The sequence below is a fragment of the Xylanibacter ruminicola 23 genome, from assembly GCF_000025925.1.
In the GTDB taxonomy this organism is placed as follows: domain Bacteria; phylum Bacteroidota; class Bacteroidia; order Bacteroidales; family Bacteroidaceae; genus Prevotella; species Prevotella ruminicola.
Genome location: NC_014033.1, coordinates 2,184,809 through 2,200,516, shown reverse-complemented (window position 1 = coordinate 2,200,516; position 15,708 = coordinate 2,184,809). Strand labels below are relative to the sequence as shown.

13 protein-coding genes, 1 tRNA gene and 1 riboswitch are annotated in these 15,708 nt (G+C 49.4%); of the genes, 7 read left to right on the top strand and 7 right to left on the bottom strand.

Going from position 1 to position 15,708, the window contains the following annotated elements:
* The 6 genes from PRU_RS09435 to PRU_RS09410 all read left to right on the top strand — a co-directional run bounded on the left by PRU_RS09435 (position 1) and on the right by PRU_RS09410 (position 2,768).
* A tRNA-Ser gene (locus tag PRU_RS09435) sits at positions 1 to 88 on the top strand.
* A 17-nt stretch (positions 89 to 105) separates the two neighbouring features.
* A complete protein-coding gene (locus PRU_RS09430; RefSeq protein ID WP_013063697.1) occupies positions 106 to 948 on the top strand; it encodes a MotA/TolQ/ExbB proton channel family protein in 843 nt (280 codons plus the stop codon).
* 20 nt (positions 949 to 968) lie between these two features.
* Positions 969 to 1,328, top strand: a complete 360-nt coding sequence (locus PRU_RS09425) for a hypothetical protein (protein ID WP_049769132.1) — start codon at positions 969 to 971, stop codon at positions 1,326 to 1,328.
* Positions 1,289 to 1,813, top strand: coding sequence for an ExbD/TolR family protein (locus tag PRU_RS09420; RefSeq protein ID WP_013063771.1), 525 nt, complete (start codon positions 1,289 to 1,291; stop codon positions 1,811 to 1,813). The genes PRU_RS09425 and PRU_RS09420 overlap by 40 nt, the downstream gene beginning before the upstream one ends.
* Positions 1,814 to 1,818: 5 nt before the next feature.
* Entirely contained in the window at positions 1,819 to 2,262 is a 444-nt protein-coding gene (locus PRU_RS09415; RefSeq protein WP_033150144.1) for an ExbD/TolR family protein, read from the top strand.
* An 8-nt stretch (positions 2,263 to 2,270) separates the two neighbouring features.
* On the top strand, positions 2,271 to 2,768 hold the full coding sequence (locus PRU_RS09410) for an Lrp/AsnC family transcriptional regulator (RefSeq protein WP_013065330.1): 498 nt from the start codon (positions 2,271 to 2,273) through the stop codon (positions 2,766 to 2,768).
* Positions 2,769 to 2,780: 12 nt separating this feature from the next.
* Positions 2,781 to 2,966: riboswitch (cobalamin riboswitch) on the top strand.
* Positions 2,967 to 3,097: 131 nt separating this feature from the next.
* On the opposite strand, the gene PRU_RS09405 is transcribed toward PRU_RS09410, so the two are convergent.
* From PRU_RS09405 to preA, 4 genes are all read right to left on the bottom strand, one after another.
* Positions 3,098 to 3,895 carry a M15 family metallopeptidase gene (locus PRU_RS09405; RefSeq protein ID WP_013064601.1) on the bottom strand — a complete coding sequence of 266 codons (798 nt, stop codon included), beginning with the start codon at positions 3,893 to 3,895 and terminating at the stop codon, positions 3,098 to 3,100.
* Between the two features lie 316 nt (positions 3,896 to 4,211).
* On the bottom strand, positions 4,212 to 5,189 hold the full coding sequence (locus PRU_RS09400; RefSeq protein WP_013063052.1) for a metallophosphoesterase family protein: 978 nt from the start codon (positions 5,187 to 5,189) through the stop codon (positions 4,212 to 4,214).
* A gap of 2 nt (positions 5,190 to 5,191) precedes the next feature.
* Positions 5,192 to 5,902 (bottom strand): hypothetical protein, encoded by a 711-nt coding sequence (locus tag PRU_RS09395; protein WP_143040031.1) that lies wholly within the window; start codon positions 5,900 to 5,902, stop codon positions 5,192 to 5,194.
* Positions 5,899 to 7,359 (bottom strand): NAD-dependent dihydropyrimidine dehydrogenase subunit PreA, encoded by a 1,461-nt coding sequence (gene preA / locus PRU_RS09390; RefSeq protein WP_041386051.1) that lies wholly within the window; start codon positions 7,357 to 7,359, stop codon positions 5,899 to 5,901. The genes PRU_RS09395 and preA overlap by 4 nt, the downstream gene beginning before the upstream one ends.
* 180 nt (positions 7,360 to 7,539) lie before the next feature.
* On the opposite strand from preA, the gene PRU_RS09385 reads away from it, so the two are divergent.
* Complete coding sequence (locus PRU_RS09385; RefSeq protein WP_143040032.1) at positions 7,540 to 9,279, top strand: phosphatase PAP2 family protein; 1,740 nt, start codon at positions 7,540 to 7,542, stop codon at positions 9,277 to 9,279.
* Between the two features lie 15 nt (positions 9,280 to 9,294).
* On the opposite strand, the gene PRU_RS09380 is transcribed toward PRU_RS09385, so the two are convergent.
* Genes PRU_RS09380 through PRU_RS09370 form a run of 3 tightly spaced genes read right to left on the bottom strand, consistent with a single transcriptional unit; the run spans position 9,295 to position 15,662 of the window.
* The gene (locus PRU_RS09380) at positions 9,295 to 11,643 is read right to left on the bottom strand and encodes a glycoside hydrolase family 3 C-terminal domain-containing protein (protein WP_041386050.1); all 2,349 of its coding nucleotides are present in this window, start codon (positions 11,641 to 11,643) and stop codon (positions 9,295 to 9,297) included.
* 38 nt (positions 11,644 to 11,681) lie between these two features.
* On the bottom strand, positions 11,682 to 12,293 hold the full coding sequence (locus PRU_RS09375) for a polysaccharide deacetylase family protein (RefSeq protein WP_013064529.1): 612 nt from the start codon (positions 12,291 to 12,293) through the stop codon (positions 11,682 to 11,684).
* A gap of 3 nt (positions 12,294 to 12,296) precedes the next feature.
* Entirely contained in the window at positions 12,297 to 15,662 is a 3,366-nt protein-coding gene (locus PRU_RS09370; RefSeq protein ID WP_013063283.1) for a DUF2723 domain-containing protein, read from the bottom strand.
* Positions 15,663 to 15,708 lie beyond the last annotated feature (46 nt).

Genomic DNA, 15,708 nt, shown 5'->3' with positions numbered 1-15,708 from the left:
GGAGAGGTGCTCGAGTGGTTGAAGAGGCACGCCTGGAAAGCGTGTAGCCGGCAAAACCGGCTCGCAGGTTCGAATCCTGTTCTCTCCGCGGATTAAGAAATATATATGAAACGATTGGTTTTTCTATTTACACTGATAGGTCTGCTTAGTTTTTCGCAAACCTGTTTCGCTCAGTCCGCAGTTGCAGCTGATAGTGTTAAGAGCGCTGCTGCTGTGGTGCCTGCCGATTCTGTGGCTGCTACCGACTCCATGACCGTGATGGATGGTGAGTTGGAAGCTCTTACAGGCGATGAGGCTGAAGAGGGTGGTGGTCTGCACAAACAGCTGAAGACCAAGTTTGTTGATGGCAACGTAGCCTTCATGTCGCTGGTGGCCCTGGCCTTAGTGCTGGGTCTGGCATTCTGCATTGAGCGTATTATCTATCTGACACTGAGCGAGATTAAGAGTCATCAGCTGATGGCAGATATCGAACAGCGCCTGAAGGCCAATGATGTAGAGGGTGCCAAAACACTCTGTCGTAACACCCGTGGTCCTGTAGCCTCAGTGTGCTATCAGGGATTGCTGCATATCAAACAGCCCATGGATGCCATCGAGCGTAGCATCACCAACTTTGGTGGTCTGCAAACTGCTAATCTTGAGAAAGGTTGCTCGTGGATTAAGCTCTTCATTGCCATGGCACCATCGCTCGGATTCCTGGGCACTGTGATTGGTATGGTGATGGCCTTCGACCAGATTCAGCAAGTAGGCGATATCGGTCCAACCATCGTGGCTCAGGGTATGAAGGTGGCGCTCATTACCACTATCTTTGGTATTATAGTAGCGTTGGTATTGCAGCTGTTCTACAGCTACATCCTCTCAAAGATTGAACGTTTGACCGCACAGATGGAAGAAGCTGCCATTACACTGCTCGACCTGATTGCTGAGTGGAAGACAAAGAGTGAAGAGTGAATAGTGAAGAGTGAATAGTGATGAATAGTTTTATTTCGCCTGCTATTGCCGATGTGATGCTGTGGCTGATGTATATAATATTAGCTGCTGCCATAGGTGTAACTGCCTATTCGGTATGGCATGGTTTGCGCAACCGTCGTAAGGGCAGCGATGTGGTTAACGGTGTGCCTGCAGGGCGCATTGGATGGCTGGTGGCTGTGGGCTTTGTGCTCATCATGGTGGTTACCTTTGCCTTAGGTTCTACCAAGCCCATCCTTACTAATGGCACGTGGCTTACCGATGGCTTCTGGTTGCGTGCCGCTGATATGTTTATATATACCTCTATTATATTGATTATCGGATGTTTCGTAAGCGCTATCGTCAGCAAATTCCGGAGCTGAACACCACATCAACAGCCGACATATCGTTTATGTTGTTGATTTTCTTCCTCGTGACCTCATCGATGGACACGGAGAAGGGATTGATGCGTCAGATGGCACCACCGCCATTGGAACACGAGACACCTAAGGATATCAATCGCAACAATGTGATGCAGGTTAAGCTGGATGCACAGAACCAACTCTCGTGTGATGGCAAACCTGTGACACTGCAACAACTGGCAGCCGAGGTACGTACGTTGGCCATGGTGAACCGCACTGGTCATGTAGTGCAGATCGAAGCCGATGCCAAGACCACCTATGAGGCCTATTTCAGTATGCAGGATGCCATTGTGGGCGCCTATCATACTCTGCGCCAAGAGTATGCGCAGAAGCACTATGGCTGTACCTACGAGACCTGTAATGCCGAACAGCGCGAGATGATCAACGAGTACTATCCACAACGTATCAGCGAAGGGCAGATAGCCCAGGAAGGAGGTGCCCAATGAGACCTATGCGTAGCAAGTTCAGTCAGACTCGTCGCAGTGTGCCATCTCTCAATGTGGCCTCGATGCCCGACCTGATTTTTACGGTGCTCTTCTTCTTCATGATTGTCACCCACATGCGTAGCGACGAGGTAAAGGTGCGCCTGCAGGTGCCTCAGGGCAGCGAGGTGCAGAAGTTAGCCAATAAGCAGGCCGTGGTAAACATCTATATCGGCCATAAAGGTGAGGCTTGGCATGTACAGCTCAACAACGACATCGTACAGCCAGGCGATATTCCAGCCCGTATCGAAGAGATTCGTAGTGGGCTCTCTCAAGAGAATCAACAGCGACTCACCGTTAGTCTGCGTGTTGATAAAAAGGCCCCCATGGGTTTGGTCAGCGAGGTGAAACGCCAGCTGCAACAGGCCTATGCCTTGAAGATTAATTATAGTGCAACAGAAATCAAAAAATAACTACTGCTATGGTAAAAATTGACGAACTCGACAAGCAGATTCTGAGTCTGATAGCCGCCGATGCCCGTATTCCATTCCTGGAGGTGGCTCGTGCTTGTAATGTAAGTGGTGCTGCTATTCACCAGCACATCCAGAAGATGAACAACATGGGTGTACTGAAGGGCACCCAGTACCTGATTGAGCCCGAAAGCGTGGGCTACGAGACCTGTGCCTTTATTGGTCTGAACCTGAAAGACCCCGCTAAGTTCGACGAGGTACTTGAACAACTGAAGCAGATTCCTGAGGTGGTGGAGTGCCACTTTACCACGGGTAACTTTGATATGTTTATCAAGATCTATGCCCGCAATAACCACCATCTGCTTACTATTATCCATGATAAGCTGCAGCCACTCGGCCTTTCAAGCAGTGAGACGCTGATATCGTTCCATACGGCTATCGACCGTCAGCTGCCTATTGCCGATTTGCTGACACAAGATACCGAAGCCGAAGCGTCGGCCGAGGGATAACTGGTGATATTGCGTAATATCACCCGCGAAGGTGCACGTAACTGTGCTTAATTGGGAATGTGAGTGAGAATCTCCGACTGTCCCGCAGCAGTGAACTCCATTATGGCTGTCCGACTATAGGCCATTGCCCCGTTTTGAGCGAGAAGGCGTCGGATAGTGGAGGAAAGTCTGAAGACCAGCCTTCTGCGATTTTGTTGCTGAAACACTCTCGATGTAAGGGTGGTTGAGGCAATCATACGTGTATTATTATATAAGTTCGGGGGAGACCCCGTCGCGACGACAGCATCTCCCCCTTTCGTTTTTTCATTCGTTAGATTTTCCTTCCCTATTTATTTTTGTTTTAGCTGTTTCACCTCAAAAGTAAAATAGGTATCAGGATATGGTTCGTTCTCAAGTGTAAAATGCCACCATTCGCTGTCGAGTGGTTTAAAACCATGTGCCAGCATGGCGTTGCGCAGTATCATGCGGTTATTAAACTGTTTTTCGGTAATCTTACGGCCCTGGGGCGACTTCGAGTTGTCACCCGTGTAATCGCCTGTTTCGGGATTACCGCAGAAGTCAGGATGACTCTCTGGTCCGAACCAGTCGAAGGTGCCACCCATGTCGAGTTCCTTCTCTGTGTTCATGTCAAACAGGGTCAGATCAACCGTGCTGCCACGTGTGTGTCCGCTCTTCTCATAGATATACTCCTGCTCAAACAGTACGCTCTTGTCTAAGTCGGGGTAGAAGTAGCGCTTCATCAGTGTATCAGGTATATCCTCTGCCCAACGTACAAAATGGTCAACACCCTTTTGTGGACGATAAGCATCGTAAATCTTTAGTCGGTAACCCTGCGCCTTCACGTCGTCGCTCACTGCACGCAGACTGTCTGCTGCTTGCTTGGTGAGCAGGGCTGTGGGTTCCAGATAACCATCAATACGCTGTCCCACAAAGTTGTAGGTACCAAAGTAACGTATCTCCAGGATGGCATCGGGTACAGCATCGGTCAGTGTTACAAAGCCACTGGCATCATCAGGAGCAACCACTGTGGCAGTCGCATTTGCTTGGCGCTTGCAACTGCTTGTGAGTAGAATCACGAAGCACATTGCAAGTATATAAACAGGCTGAATGTATTTCTTAATTGGCATAATAGCTTAAATTGTCTTAAAATCTCGCTGCAAAGATACGATATTTTTCGATTAGTCGGGACGATAATTAAAACTTTAACATTTTTTATGCGCATATACCTAAGGCAAAATTGTATAACTTGCAGTCGTCATTTTGCAAAGATGCGTACTTTTTTGATTTCTGCGGGTAAATATTGTTAAAATACTTGCAAACAGTCATACAATGTTGTATATTTGCAATCGAATTTAGTTAGTAGTTGGTTTTAAAAACTTTGTTAGTAGATGTTAAACGAATAGTTAACAACAAAAGGGCCCGCAGTTGATGCGCGCCCTTTTTTTATTTTTTGGTATAATTCATTCTAACCTTCTCCCAACTGATAGTGCCGTCTTTCTTCACATGCACACGAACCAGATAATCGCCAGGTTGGGGATTGTTGGCCTCACACATCGAGTCGAGCGTCAGGTATTCGGTATCGCCTACTTTCTGATAGTCCCATTTATGCACATGCCCTAGGAATACCATATCCGTTTCCCACTCACTAAACTTGTTCAACAGGAAGAACATCTCCTCACGCGGGAAGGTAGAGGCGAACTCTACTGATCGCGGACGGAAGATATTGGTATGACTGAATACGAAGGTATGACGGATTATTTTCTCACCTGTATCATAATAATCATTCAATACGCCTTCTTCTAATAGTCTGACCTGTTCACGTCCCAACGTACCACTGGCCGAGTCGAGGAAAATAAAATGATCTAACTGAGGAGGATCGAGATTTACCAGCACATAGACATCATAGAACGATGAGTGGAATATGTTCGACCACAATGCCCATCCATTATGTGTGATATCATGATTGCCCACCACTGGATAAAAGGGATATCTCACCTGATCAAGCGAGAATTTTTCATCGTTCAAATACTGTTCGGCGTAGTATTTCTTCGCATATTTCTCTCGATACTCATCTATCAGGTCTTCAAGTATGATGTAGTATTCTGCTTTGGTATCGGCGATATCACCCAGATGCGCTATCAGCAGATCGTTGTTGTCGAGCGCAATCTGTAGCATTTCGCGCATACGACCATCATCGGTTGTCAGATGACTGTCGGCACCCACTAAGAATGTGTATTCATCCCCTTCATAACCACTGAGCATACTACCTTCACCCTTATGACCCTGATAATAGGCATTCGACATCTTAACACGATCCTCAACACCCGTGCCACTTACCAATACTCCAATCGGACTCACTTTGTCGCAAGCCGAAAGCACCAGCAGTACAGCTCCTAATAATATATAATGTGTAGTCTTCATTGTCACCATGCGTATTTAAGTCCTAATTTTCCCGATGTTTCGTATTTACTGGCCAACTGACTCATACTGCCAGCGGGACGGATATTGAGTTCGCCAAATAAGTACATCTGTTTGGTCAGTCTCCCGTAAAAATTCAGTCCCCAGTTGATGTTCCAGTTCTCATAATAGAAATCGTCGTAGTTACGGAAAAAGAGTCCAATATTCCATGAGTTGGTACGTGGACGAATCATGGCTCCGAATCCGAAGGTAAGAGTCAGTGGTTCGGTATAGCCGAAGTCACCGGTTTTCCAATGAATATACGATTCACCTACTCGCAGATAGAAATACGGCATCTCCCAAGTCAGAGAGAGGTTCCCGATAGTTTCGTTGGCATTCCAGCGATTGTAGCGGTTGTACATCAGTTTGCCATCTATATAGATATCACCCCACCAGACGGGCAACCGGTAACCACCCTGCACGTCGTTCGAGTAGAGCTGCTTGCCCCACTGTTGTTGAACATCAGCCCCCACATGCCAACGATCATTCAAATGCCGTTTATACGAGAGACCGAAACCGCCATAGCCACTAACAACCACGTTGTTACCTGCTATTGCATAGCCCGATATCTCGTTTTTATGCTCACCATTATAGCGATGCTGACCTACAAATGCGTTTTGTGCCTGCATGGTTATAGTACCAAGCAACAGACAAAGTATAACGATTATTCTGTTCATCTCTTTTTTGGAATACGTTTGGTAAGTCCGATGGCCCCAGTGGGACATACCAGTCGACATAGGTGACAGCCTACGCACTTGGTGCCTATGATGCGTGGCTGGCGCTCCTCGAACGCAATGGCCTGGTGTCCGCCATCCATACACGAGATATAACAGCGCCCGCAACCGATACAGCGCTCATGGTCCACCTTGGGATATACCATGGTGTCGCGATCCAGGTCGGATGGTCTCACAAAGTTGGGCAGCTGTTCGCCTACCAGGTCGTCTAACTTCTCAAATCCTCGTTCTGTCAGGTAGGTCTGCAAACCTGATACCAGGTCGTCTATAATCCGATAGCCATACTGCATCACGGCGGTACAAACCTGTACGTTCCTACAACCTAACTGTATGAAATCCACGGCATCGCGCCATGTCTCAATACCACCTATACCACTCAGTTCTATGGCTCTGCCATGTGTACCGTTAATCACAGGATCCATACTCATCTCCAGGATAAAGCGCAAGGCAATGGGCTTTACAGCCTGTCCGCTGTAGCCCGATAGGGTTTGCTTACCGCTCACCTCAGCCTCTTTCGACATGGTCACACTCTTGATGGTGTTGATAGCCGAGATGGCATCGGCACCAGCAAAGTAAGCCCCCATAGCCGGACGGGTCATCTGCGTGATGTTAGGTGTCATCTTGGGTATCACAGGAATCTTTACGCTACGTTTTACATAGCTGGTGTAGAAGTTCACCAACTCCGGATCCTGACCGATGTCGCTACCCATACCTGCCAGTCGCATCTGTGGGCACGAGAAGTTCAACTCTATTGCATCGCAGCCAGCCTCTTCGGCCAGCTTGGCCAGCTCTATCCACTCCTCCTCAAACTGTCCCATAATCGAGGCAATTACCACCTTGGTGGGGTAGTTCTGCTTCAATCGGCGCAGAATGTCGAAATCTACCTGATAGGGATTCTCCGACAACTGCTCCATGTTACGGAATCCCGCAAAGGTAGTGCCTTTCTTTACTGCATCGAAACGGGGCGATACCTCACGGATATCCTGCTTACAGATGGTCTTATAGAACACACCTGCCCAACCAGCCTCAAAGGCGCGTGCCACCATATCGTAGTTGGTACATACGGCCGATGATGCTAAGAAGAATGGATTCTCGCAGTCAATGCCGCAGAATGTGATACCCAGCGATTGTTGCATGGCATCAACCGTCTGTTCCTTGGCAGATGCGCAATCTGCCAGCAGTTCCTTGATTCTGATAGGTTGATCGTAGTGGATACACGCCTGTTCGGCACGTAACAGATCGTCGTCAGTACAACCCGCTACCCAGCGCCAGGCATTCTTTTCGTTATCAAATCGGATGGCACGGATGGCTCTGGCCACGTCACCTTTACCGCACGCTTTGGTGCAAGGAGCATCCTCGCATAACAAGCAGCGTACCGCTTCTTCGTACTTATGCATCATAATCGTAGTTTTTAATCATTCATAACAAAACGTCCCTTTTATGTCTGCAAAGATACGATATTTTTTGGAATTTTGGCAGAATTAACAAAAATTAAAACAGAAATCCACCCGGTTATCTCAATTTTTTCATAATTTTGCAATTATAAATAGGTAAACATTCTAATCTAAATAATTATAACGGTGAAGAAAACTTTTTTTGTATTACTCATGATGTTTGCTATGGGCAACGTAGCAAAAGCCGCTGATCTTGATATCAATCTGGAACCGTTGAAGTTGCAGACGCCTGAGATGGAGATGAAGCTCGACTGTCAGGCTGCCCCTGCCTATCGTCAGGAACTGGAACTGCCCATGTCGCCTTTGATGGGTAGCAGCGAGAAATATCAGCTCACGTGGATGCGTACCAACCCTGGTGTAAAACCCTATAAGGTGATGGACGATCTCACCTTTGCTGGTATCCCTTTGTTTGTGGCTGGTATCATTGCCAAGGGCGAGAAGAAATCGTTTCGTCAGAACACCAGTGAGAACAAGCACACACTGGTGACCGACTTTAAGACCGAGATTGATAACTACACCCAGTTCTTTGGTCCGGTGATGGCTACTGGCTTGAAGATTGCTGGTGTAGAGGGGCGTAGTGATTGGGGGCGTTATCTGGCCTCTACAGCTATGTCGTATGGTTTCATGGCCTTGTTTGTCAACAGTATTAAGTACACCGCCAAGGAGATGCGCCCCGATGGTTCTACACGTAACTCATGGCCCAGCGGTCATACAGCAACAGCCTTTGTGGGTGCTACCATTCTGCATAAGGAGTATGGCTTAACCCGTTCGCCTTGGTACTCTGTGGCTGGTTATGGTGTGGCCACAGCTACTGGTGTGATGCGTGTGCTGAACAACCGTCACTGGGTAAGCGATGTGCTCTCAGGTGCTGGTGTAGGTATCATGTCGGGTGAGTTGGCTTATGCCATGAGCGACCTGATTTTCAAGGGTAAGGGGCTGTTGCGTGGCGATGCCATCAGCGAGCGTAGCATCATCGACCATCCATCGTTCTTCTCTATCTCGATGGGATTAGGATTAGGTTCGCAATCGCTCGACTTCGGTGCGGAGACCATGAGTGATGCCCACGACAACTTTAACCTGAAGTTTGGTGCTTCTACTGCCGTATCTGCCGAGGGTGCCTATTTCTTCAATAAGTATGTTGGTGTGGGTGGTCGTCTGCGTGTGAATAGCACACCTATCAATGGCTGGGACCGCGTGTTGAACTATGCCGACCAGGATGTGAAGGAGATGTTTAAGGATCTTGATGCCGACATGGACCTGAGACCACTGAATAATATCGTCTTCAGAACAGCTGATAAACAGCCTCAGTTTACGATTGAGAGCGACCACCTGACAGAGTTCGCTGCCGACCTTGGTGTGTATTTCAATCTGCCACTCTCTAAGCGTTTTGCTATGGGCGCCAAGTTGCTGGCCGGTCGTAGTATCATGCAGGAGCTGAATCTCTCTGCCCATTACCAGGGTAAGGTGGTGGATGTCAACCCCATGGCCATCTTGGATGATGATCCCAATTTTTTCTACGAGACAGATGAGACCTACGATACCAAATGGGATTACTTTACGCTGAATGCCAACAACACCTTTAAGTGGGGAACAGGTATCTCGCTGACCTATGCCTACAAGGAGAATTATGCCTGGCGCCTGTTTGTAGATTATGATATGGCCCGTAAGACCTATACGTTGGAGTATAATCCCACACAGTTCATGCATTCGGCTCTCCCGACATATTTCGACTTTGCGGAGATGATGCAGGAGATAGATCCGGCATATGCTGCTGACATGATATCGGAGATGTCGCCTGTGACCACACATATAAAAAAGAACCGCCATACTTTCGTAATTGGCGGCTCCTTAACAATATCATTCTAAAAAGATGCGACGTGCTTACTGCTTCAGCAGATTCAGTTTGTGCTGAGGTGCCAGTGCATTCGTAGTCTTTTCGGTATATTCACCTAACTTAAGTGTAGCAGTCGCAGCAATGTTGCGGCTGCTATTTCCTATACAGAAGGTATAGGTACCAGCCTCGGTCAACCACTGACTGTTAGCCTCGTCAAAGCTGGCCAGCATGCGTACAGGGATGGTCATGGTCAGCACCTCGCTCTCGCCAGGCTTTAACTCACGACTCTTGGCAAAGGCCTTCAGCTCCTGTGCAGGCTTCTCCAGGTTGCCCTTAGGAGCCTTCACATATACCTGAGCCACCTCCTTACCACTAACGCTACCGGTGTTCTTAACGGTGATGCTCACCTCAACAGCATCCTTACCCTTGGCCTTTACTACAGGCTTTGAGAAGGCGAAGGTGGTGTAGCTCAGTCCGAATCCGAATGGGTAAGCCACATCGCGACCAAAGGTGTCGAAATAGCGATAACCTACGTAGATATCCTCCTCATGGTTGGTGTAGGCATGTCCAGGGATTGGGGTCTTGTTACCAATCATCTGCTGCAGCGAGTAGTCGTCAATCTGTCCAGGGAAGTTCTTGGTCGATGCATGATCAGTTGCAGCAATAGGCCATGTCATGGTCAGCTTACCCGAAGGATTCACCTTACCAGTCAGCAGGTCGGCAATCGAGTTACCACCCTCCATACCAGGCTGCCAAGCGCACAGGATGGCATCGGGATAACCACTCCATGAGGCAGTCTCAATCACACTACCCGAGTTGATGATTACAATCACAGGTTTGCCTGCAGCGTGGAAAGCGTTGCACACATTTGTAATCAGGGCACGCTCCTCAGCGTTCAGGTTGAACTCGGTGTTGATGTCGCGATCCACACCCTCACCAGCCTGACGACCGATGGTGATGATAGCTGCATCGGCACCATTCACCTCCTTATTTACACAGATAGGATCCAGACCGATCTCAGGATATTTCTGCTGTCCGAAGTACTCGTTCTGGTACCACTTGGCAGGATGACGCTCAGCCTGGAATTTTACTCTTGCAAACTCGATATACTTGCGATAGATGTCAGTGAGAGTCTCGCTCGATTTGATGCCGGCATTCTTCAAACCCTCCAGCATGTCAACCACATAAGGTGGGTGAACACAACCCGAACCGGTACCACCGCTCAGGAAGTCGTATGAGTTCTCACCAAACAGGGCCACGGTCTTAATGTTGCCGTTCTTCCAAGGCAGTGTACCGTTGTTCTTCAGCAGTACGATACCCTCGTTGGCACTCTGACGGGTGATGGCGGCATGCGCCACAAAGTCGGGATTGTTAGAGGCAGGATACTTCTTGAAGCTTGGGGTCTTCACGATATACTCCAGCATGCGACGCACGTTACGATCCACATCGGCGATGTCGAGCTTACCGCTCTTTACACCCTCGATAATCTCGTTCACCTGTGCAGGCTGTCCTGGCTCCATCAGGTCGTTACCGGCCTGTACCTCAGTGATGGTAGGCAGACCTTCGCGAATACCAATCCAGTCGGTCATCACGATACCCTTAAAGCCCCAGTCCTCGCGCAGGATCTTGGTCAGCAGGTCGCGGTTACCCATCGAGTACTGACCGTTAATCTGGTTGTACGACGACATCACGGTCCAAGGGTTACTCTCGCGTACGGCTATCTCGAAACCACGCAGATACAGCTCGCGGGCAGCACGCTGACTCACGCGCTCATCTACAGCGGTACGGTCGGTCTCCTGTGAGTTGATGGCAAAGTGCTTGGCACTCACACCGGCACCTTGGCTCTGCACACCCTGTATGTAGGCTGCTGCAATCTTACCTGTCAGCAGAGGGTCCTCCGAGTAGTACTCAAAGTTACGTCCGCACAGGGGATTGCGATGCAGGTTCATACCAGGACCCAGAATCACGTCGCAGCGATACTCCTTGGTCTCATTACCAATAGCCTGTCCCACCTTGTTCACCAAGTCGGTGTTCCAGGTCGAAGCCAGGCACGAGCCGATAGGGAAGGCTGTGGCATAATAGGTCTTGTCGCTTCCCTTACGTGTCGGGTCGATACGCACGCCGGCAGGACCATCGGTCAGCACTGTGGCAGGAATGCCCAGACGTGGGATGGCAGGCGATGTACCTGCAGCACCAGCCACCAGGTCGGCCTCGCCACCTACGACGGCATTGTCACTGAAAAAGTTGTTAGCACCGCCAACCAGTAGTTTGGCTTTCTCTTCAAGGGTCATAGCCTTGATTACCTCGTCGATATTATCGGCGCGGAGCTGTACTTGAGCATTTGTTGTCATTGTGAATGTTGTTGCTAATAAGCAAGTTGTTAGTAATCTCTTCATATTGTTGATGCCATTTAGTTGTGTATTTGCGTTCTATTTCATGGGAAGATACGGAACTCATAGCCCTGATCCTTCAGCCATTGTAGCGACTCTGGTAGGGCTGTCTTCAGTTTGTTGATACTCTTCAGCGAGTCGTGGAAGGTGATGATAGAGCCGTTACGCGCGTACCTCTTTATATTATGCACCACATCTTCGGCGGTCATCCATTTCGAGTAGTCGCGGGTCACCAGGTCCCACATCACAATCTTGTACTTCCTGCTTAGCCAGGCATACTGTGCCATACGCATCCAACCGTGTGGTGGACGCACATAGTGACTGTGTATATAGGCGTTGGCCTTCTCCACGTTGTAGCTGTATTCCTTCACGGTATGGCGCAAACCACCTATGTGGTTGTGGGTATGGTTGCCCACCTGATGGCCCTCAGCCAGAATACGTTTGTATAGTTCCGGGTATTTGCGTACGTTGTCGCCCACCATGAAGAAGGTGGCACGCACACCAAACTCTTTCAGGGTATCGAGAATAAATGGGGTAGCCTCTGGGATAGGACCGTCGTCGAAGGTCAGATACACTGCCTTCACGCGACGGTCCATTCGCCAGTATGCTCTTGGATAGAGCCAGCGCAGATAGATAGCGGGTTGCTCTATAAACATGATTTACTCTCCGTATGTGCCACCTTTGGTCTCGTAGAGATTGCCGATGGCTTTAAACTGTGCTTCCTTCTCCTTGGCCTGCTTCTCGTCAACAACCGACTCCAGATTCAGAATCTGGTTCAGGATATACATGTGAACCATGCACTCCTGCTGCGACATGGCGAAGCGGTCAGTGCTCAGCGAGCAGTACCACAGCATGTACTCAGTCGATTTCTTCCACAGGTTATCGATAATCTGCTGGGCCTTCTTAGGCTGTCCAGTCAGGGCGTATGCCTTGGCCAGATCCAGCGAACCACTCTGGTAGTCGTGTGGGATATTGTAGCTTGGCAGGGCCTTCTCTGCCTTGGCCAATACAGCCTTAGCCTGCTTGTCCTTACCCTCCTGAACCAGGTTCATGGCCAACAGCGACAGCAGTCGGCGGTGGGTATAGCACATGCGCATCACAGTCTCATCAAGATAGATACCAGCCTTGTCCACACCACCGAACTTGAACTTGTTCATCACGTTGTTATACGTCTTCTCAGTATCAAAGTTCTTGGCACCAGGGGCGTTGGTGGTGAATGGGGTGATACGGTTAGCCAAGCCCTCCTGAACAAAGTTGTCGCCCAGGTTCATGTAGTTCTCCGAACCTACGGTAGTAGCTACATAGATAGGACGTGTCCAGTTGCACTGGGCAATCATCTCCAGCATCATCAGGTCCTGCTTGTACAGGGCGTTCTTACCCTTCAGCGAGATCACCATCTGATCGGGGATGGTATCAGCAGCCATCATCATGCCACTCTTGCGAACAGCCTCCTTGTCGATGGTTACATATACGGTATCTGTAGGAATCACATGCAGATCCTTATTCTTCGAACGAACCCAACGTTCCAGGATATTCTTCAGCTCGAATGGCTTCTCACCAAAGTTCTGTTTAGCCTCCTCTGGGTTCTCACGATACAGTTTCTCTACTTCAGCCTTCAGCGATGGGTCAACCTGCACGTACTCGTTGGTACCGGCACAGTACTCCAGTCGGCTCCAGGTGATGGGCACTGAAGGTGAGTCATAAGCCTGACGACGCATCTGGTCGATATACCAGTCGGTCTGCAGATACGACAGGTTACATACACGTGCGTCGGTACGGAATCCCTCAGTATCCTGGTTGTACCACAATGGGAAGGTGTCGTTATCACCATTGGTAAAGATAATGGGGTTACCCTCTTCCTGCAAGGTCATGAGGTAGTTCTGACCGAAGTCGCGACAGCAGTAACGACCCGAGCGATCGTGATCGTCCCAAGTCTGACTGGCCATCTGGATGGGCACCAGCAGACAAGCAACGCCAATCACAGCGGCCACTACCAGGTTCTCCTTCTTCAGCTTGCGGTTCAGCCAGTCGATGATGGCAGCTACACCCATACCACACCAGATGGCAAAGGCATAGAACGAACCAGCGTAGGCATAGTCGCGCTCACGTGGCTGCATAGGTGTCTGGTTAAGATAGATTACGATGGCCAGTCCTGTCATAAAGAACAGGAAGAATACCACCCAGAACTGCTGAATGCCGATAGGCTCTTCAACGGTCTTCTCTACGCCGTTCACCACGGTCTTACGCTTGCGGGTGTACCAAGCCTGCCAGAACAAGCCCAGCAAACCAAGTATCAGTGGCATGCAGTAGAATACGTTATGTCCCTTGTTCTCCTTCAGCTCTGTAGGCAGCATGCTCTGGTCGCCCAGGCGTGCATCATCGATAAACGAGAAACCGGTAATCCAGTTACCATGCTCCAGCTCACCGTTGCCCTGGATATCATTCTGTCGTCCGGCAAAGTTCCACATAAAGTAGCGCCAGTACATAAAGTTACACTGATAGCTCAGGAAGAAACGTAGGTTCTCCAACTGTGAGGGCACCTTCACCATCATCTGTTCGCCACAGCGGTCGTAAGGCACCTGCGAGCCATCAACACCACCCATCCACGATTCGTAAGCGGCAGCATGACCGGCATCGTACATACGTGGGAACAGCATATTCTGTGCATACTTGTATTCATCCTTGGTGCGTACTACAAAGTACGAGTCCTTCTCATCAGCAGTAGCCTTTTCCTTACGCTGATATACGGGCTTACCCTTACTCATCACAGGCTTGCAGTAGTTGCCGTCCTGTTCCAGAGCTACCTGTGAGGTGTAGGCGGGTCCGTAGAACAACGGACGCTGTCCGTACTGCTCACGTCCCAGGTAATCACCCAGCGTAAAGATGTCCTCAGGTGAGTTCTGGTCCATAGGTGGGTTAGCCGACGAACGGATGACAATCAGCGCGTAGCTCGAGTAACCAATCATCAGCATCAGCATACACAGCAGCATGGTGTTCTTCATGCGGGCTGTGATGAGCAACTCTTTCTCGCGGGTGTATTTCAACAGGAACCACAGTACTGCCAGTACTACCACGCCAATCAGGAAGGCCGACCAGCCCCAACCGTAGAAGGGGATACCCAACATACCTACCGACAGCAGGAATGCCAGGTTCTGGATAGTCAGCGAGTGCTTCTGTGTCTGGGTCTCGTAAACTGCCCATATGACGCACGATACCAACAGAATCAGGTAGATAATCTCACCCGTATTGAATGGCATGCCCAGGGTGTTCACAAAGAACAGCTCAAACCAGCCACCCACAGTGATGATACCAGGTACTACGCCATATAGCACAGCAGCCAGGATCACTACTGATACTGCCAGTGCGATGAGCGAACCCTTCAGGTTGGCATCGGGGAAACGACGGTAGTAATATACCAGCACAATGGCAGGCACACACAGCAGGTTCAGCAGGTGTACACCAATCGAGAGACCTGTCATATACATAATCAGAATCAGCCAGCGATCACTATGAGGCTCGTCGGCCTGATCCTCCCATTTCAGTATGAGCCAGAATACCACAGCGGTAAAGGCCGATGAGTAGGCATAAACCTCACCCTCAACAGCCGAGAACCAGAAGGTATCGCTGAAGGTGTAGATCAAGGCACCTACCATGCCTGATGCCTCGATGGCAATCAGTTTGGGCATACTGAGCTCGCTCCAGTTGCTAATCAGCAGTCGGCGTGTCAGGTGTGTGATGGTCCAGAACAGGAACAGGATACACGTAGCCGACAGCAGGGCGCTCATGGTATTTACCATACGGGCCACCTGGGTGGCATCGCTGGCAAAATGCGAGAACAGGTTTGCTGTCAACATAAAGAAAGGTGCCCCAGGTGGGTGACCAATCTCCAGTTTATAACCAGTGGTAATAAATTCGGGACAGTCCCAGAACGAGGCTGTCGGCTCGATGGTAGAACAATAGACAAAGGCCGCAATCAGGAATGTCAGCCAGCCCAACGTGTTGTCTACTAATCTAAATTGTTTCATTACAAATTATTTTTTTACTTTAACGTTAAAATTCGCGTTTGGTGGT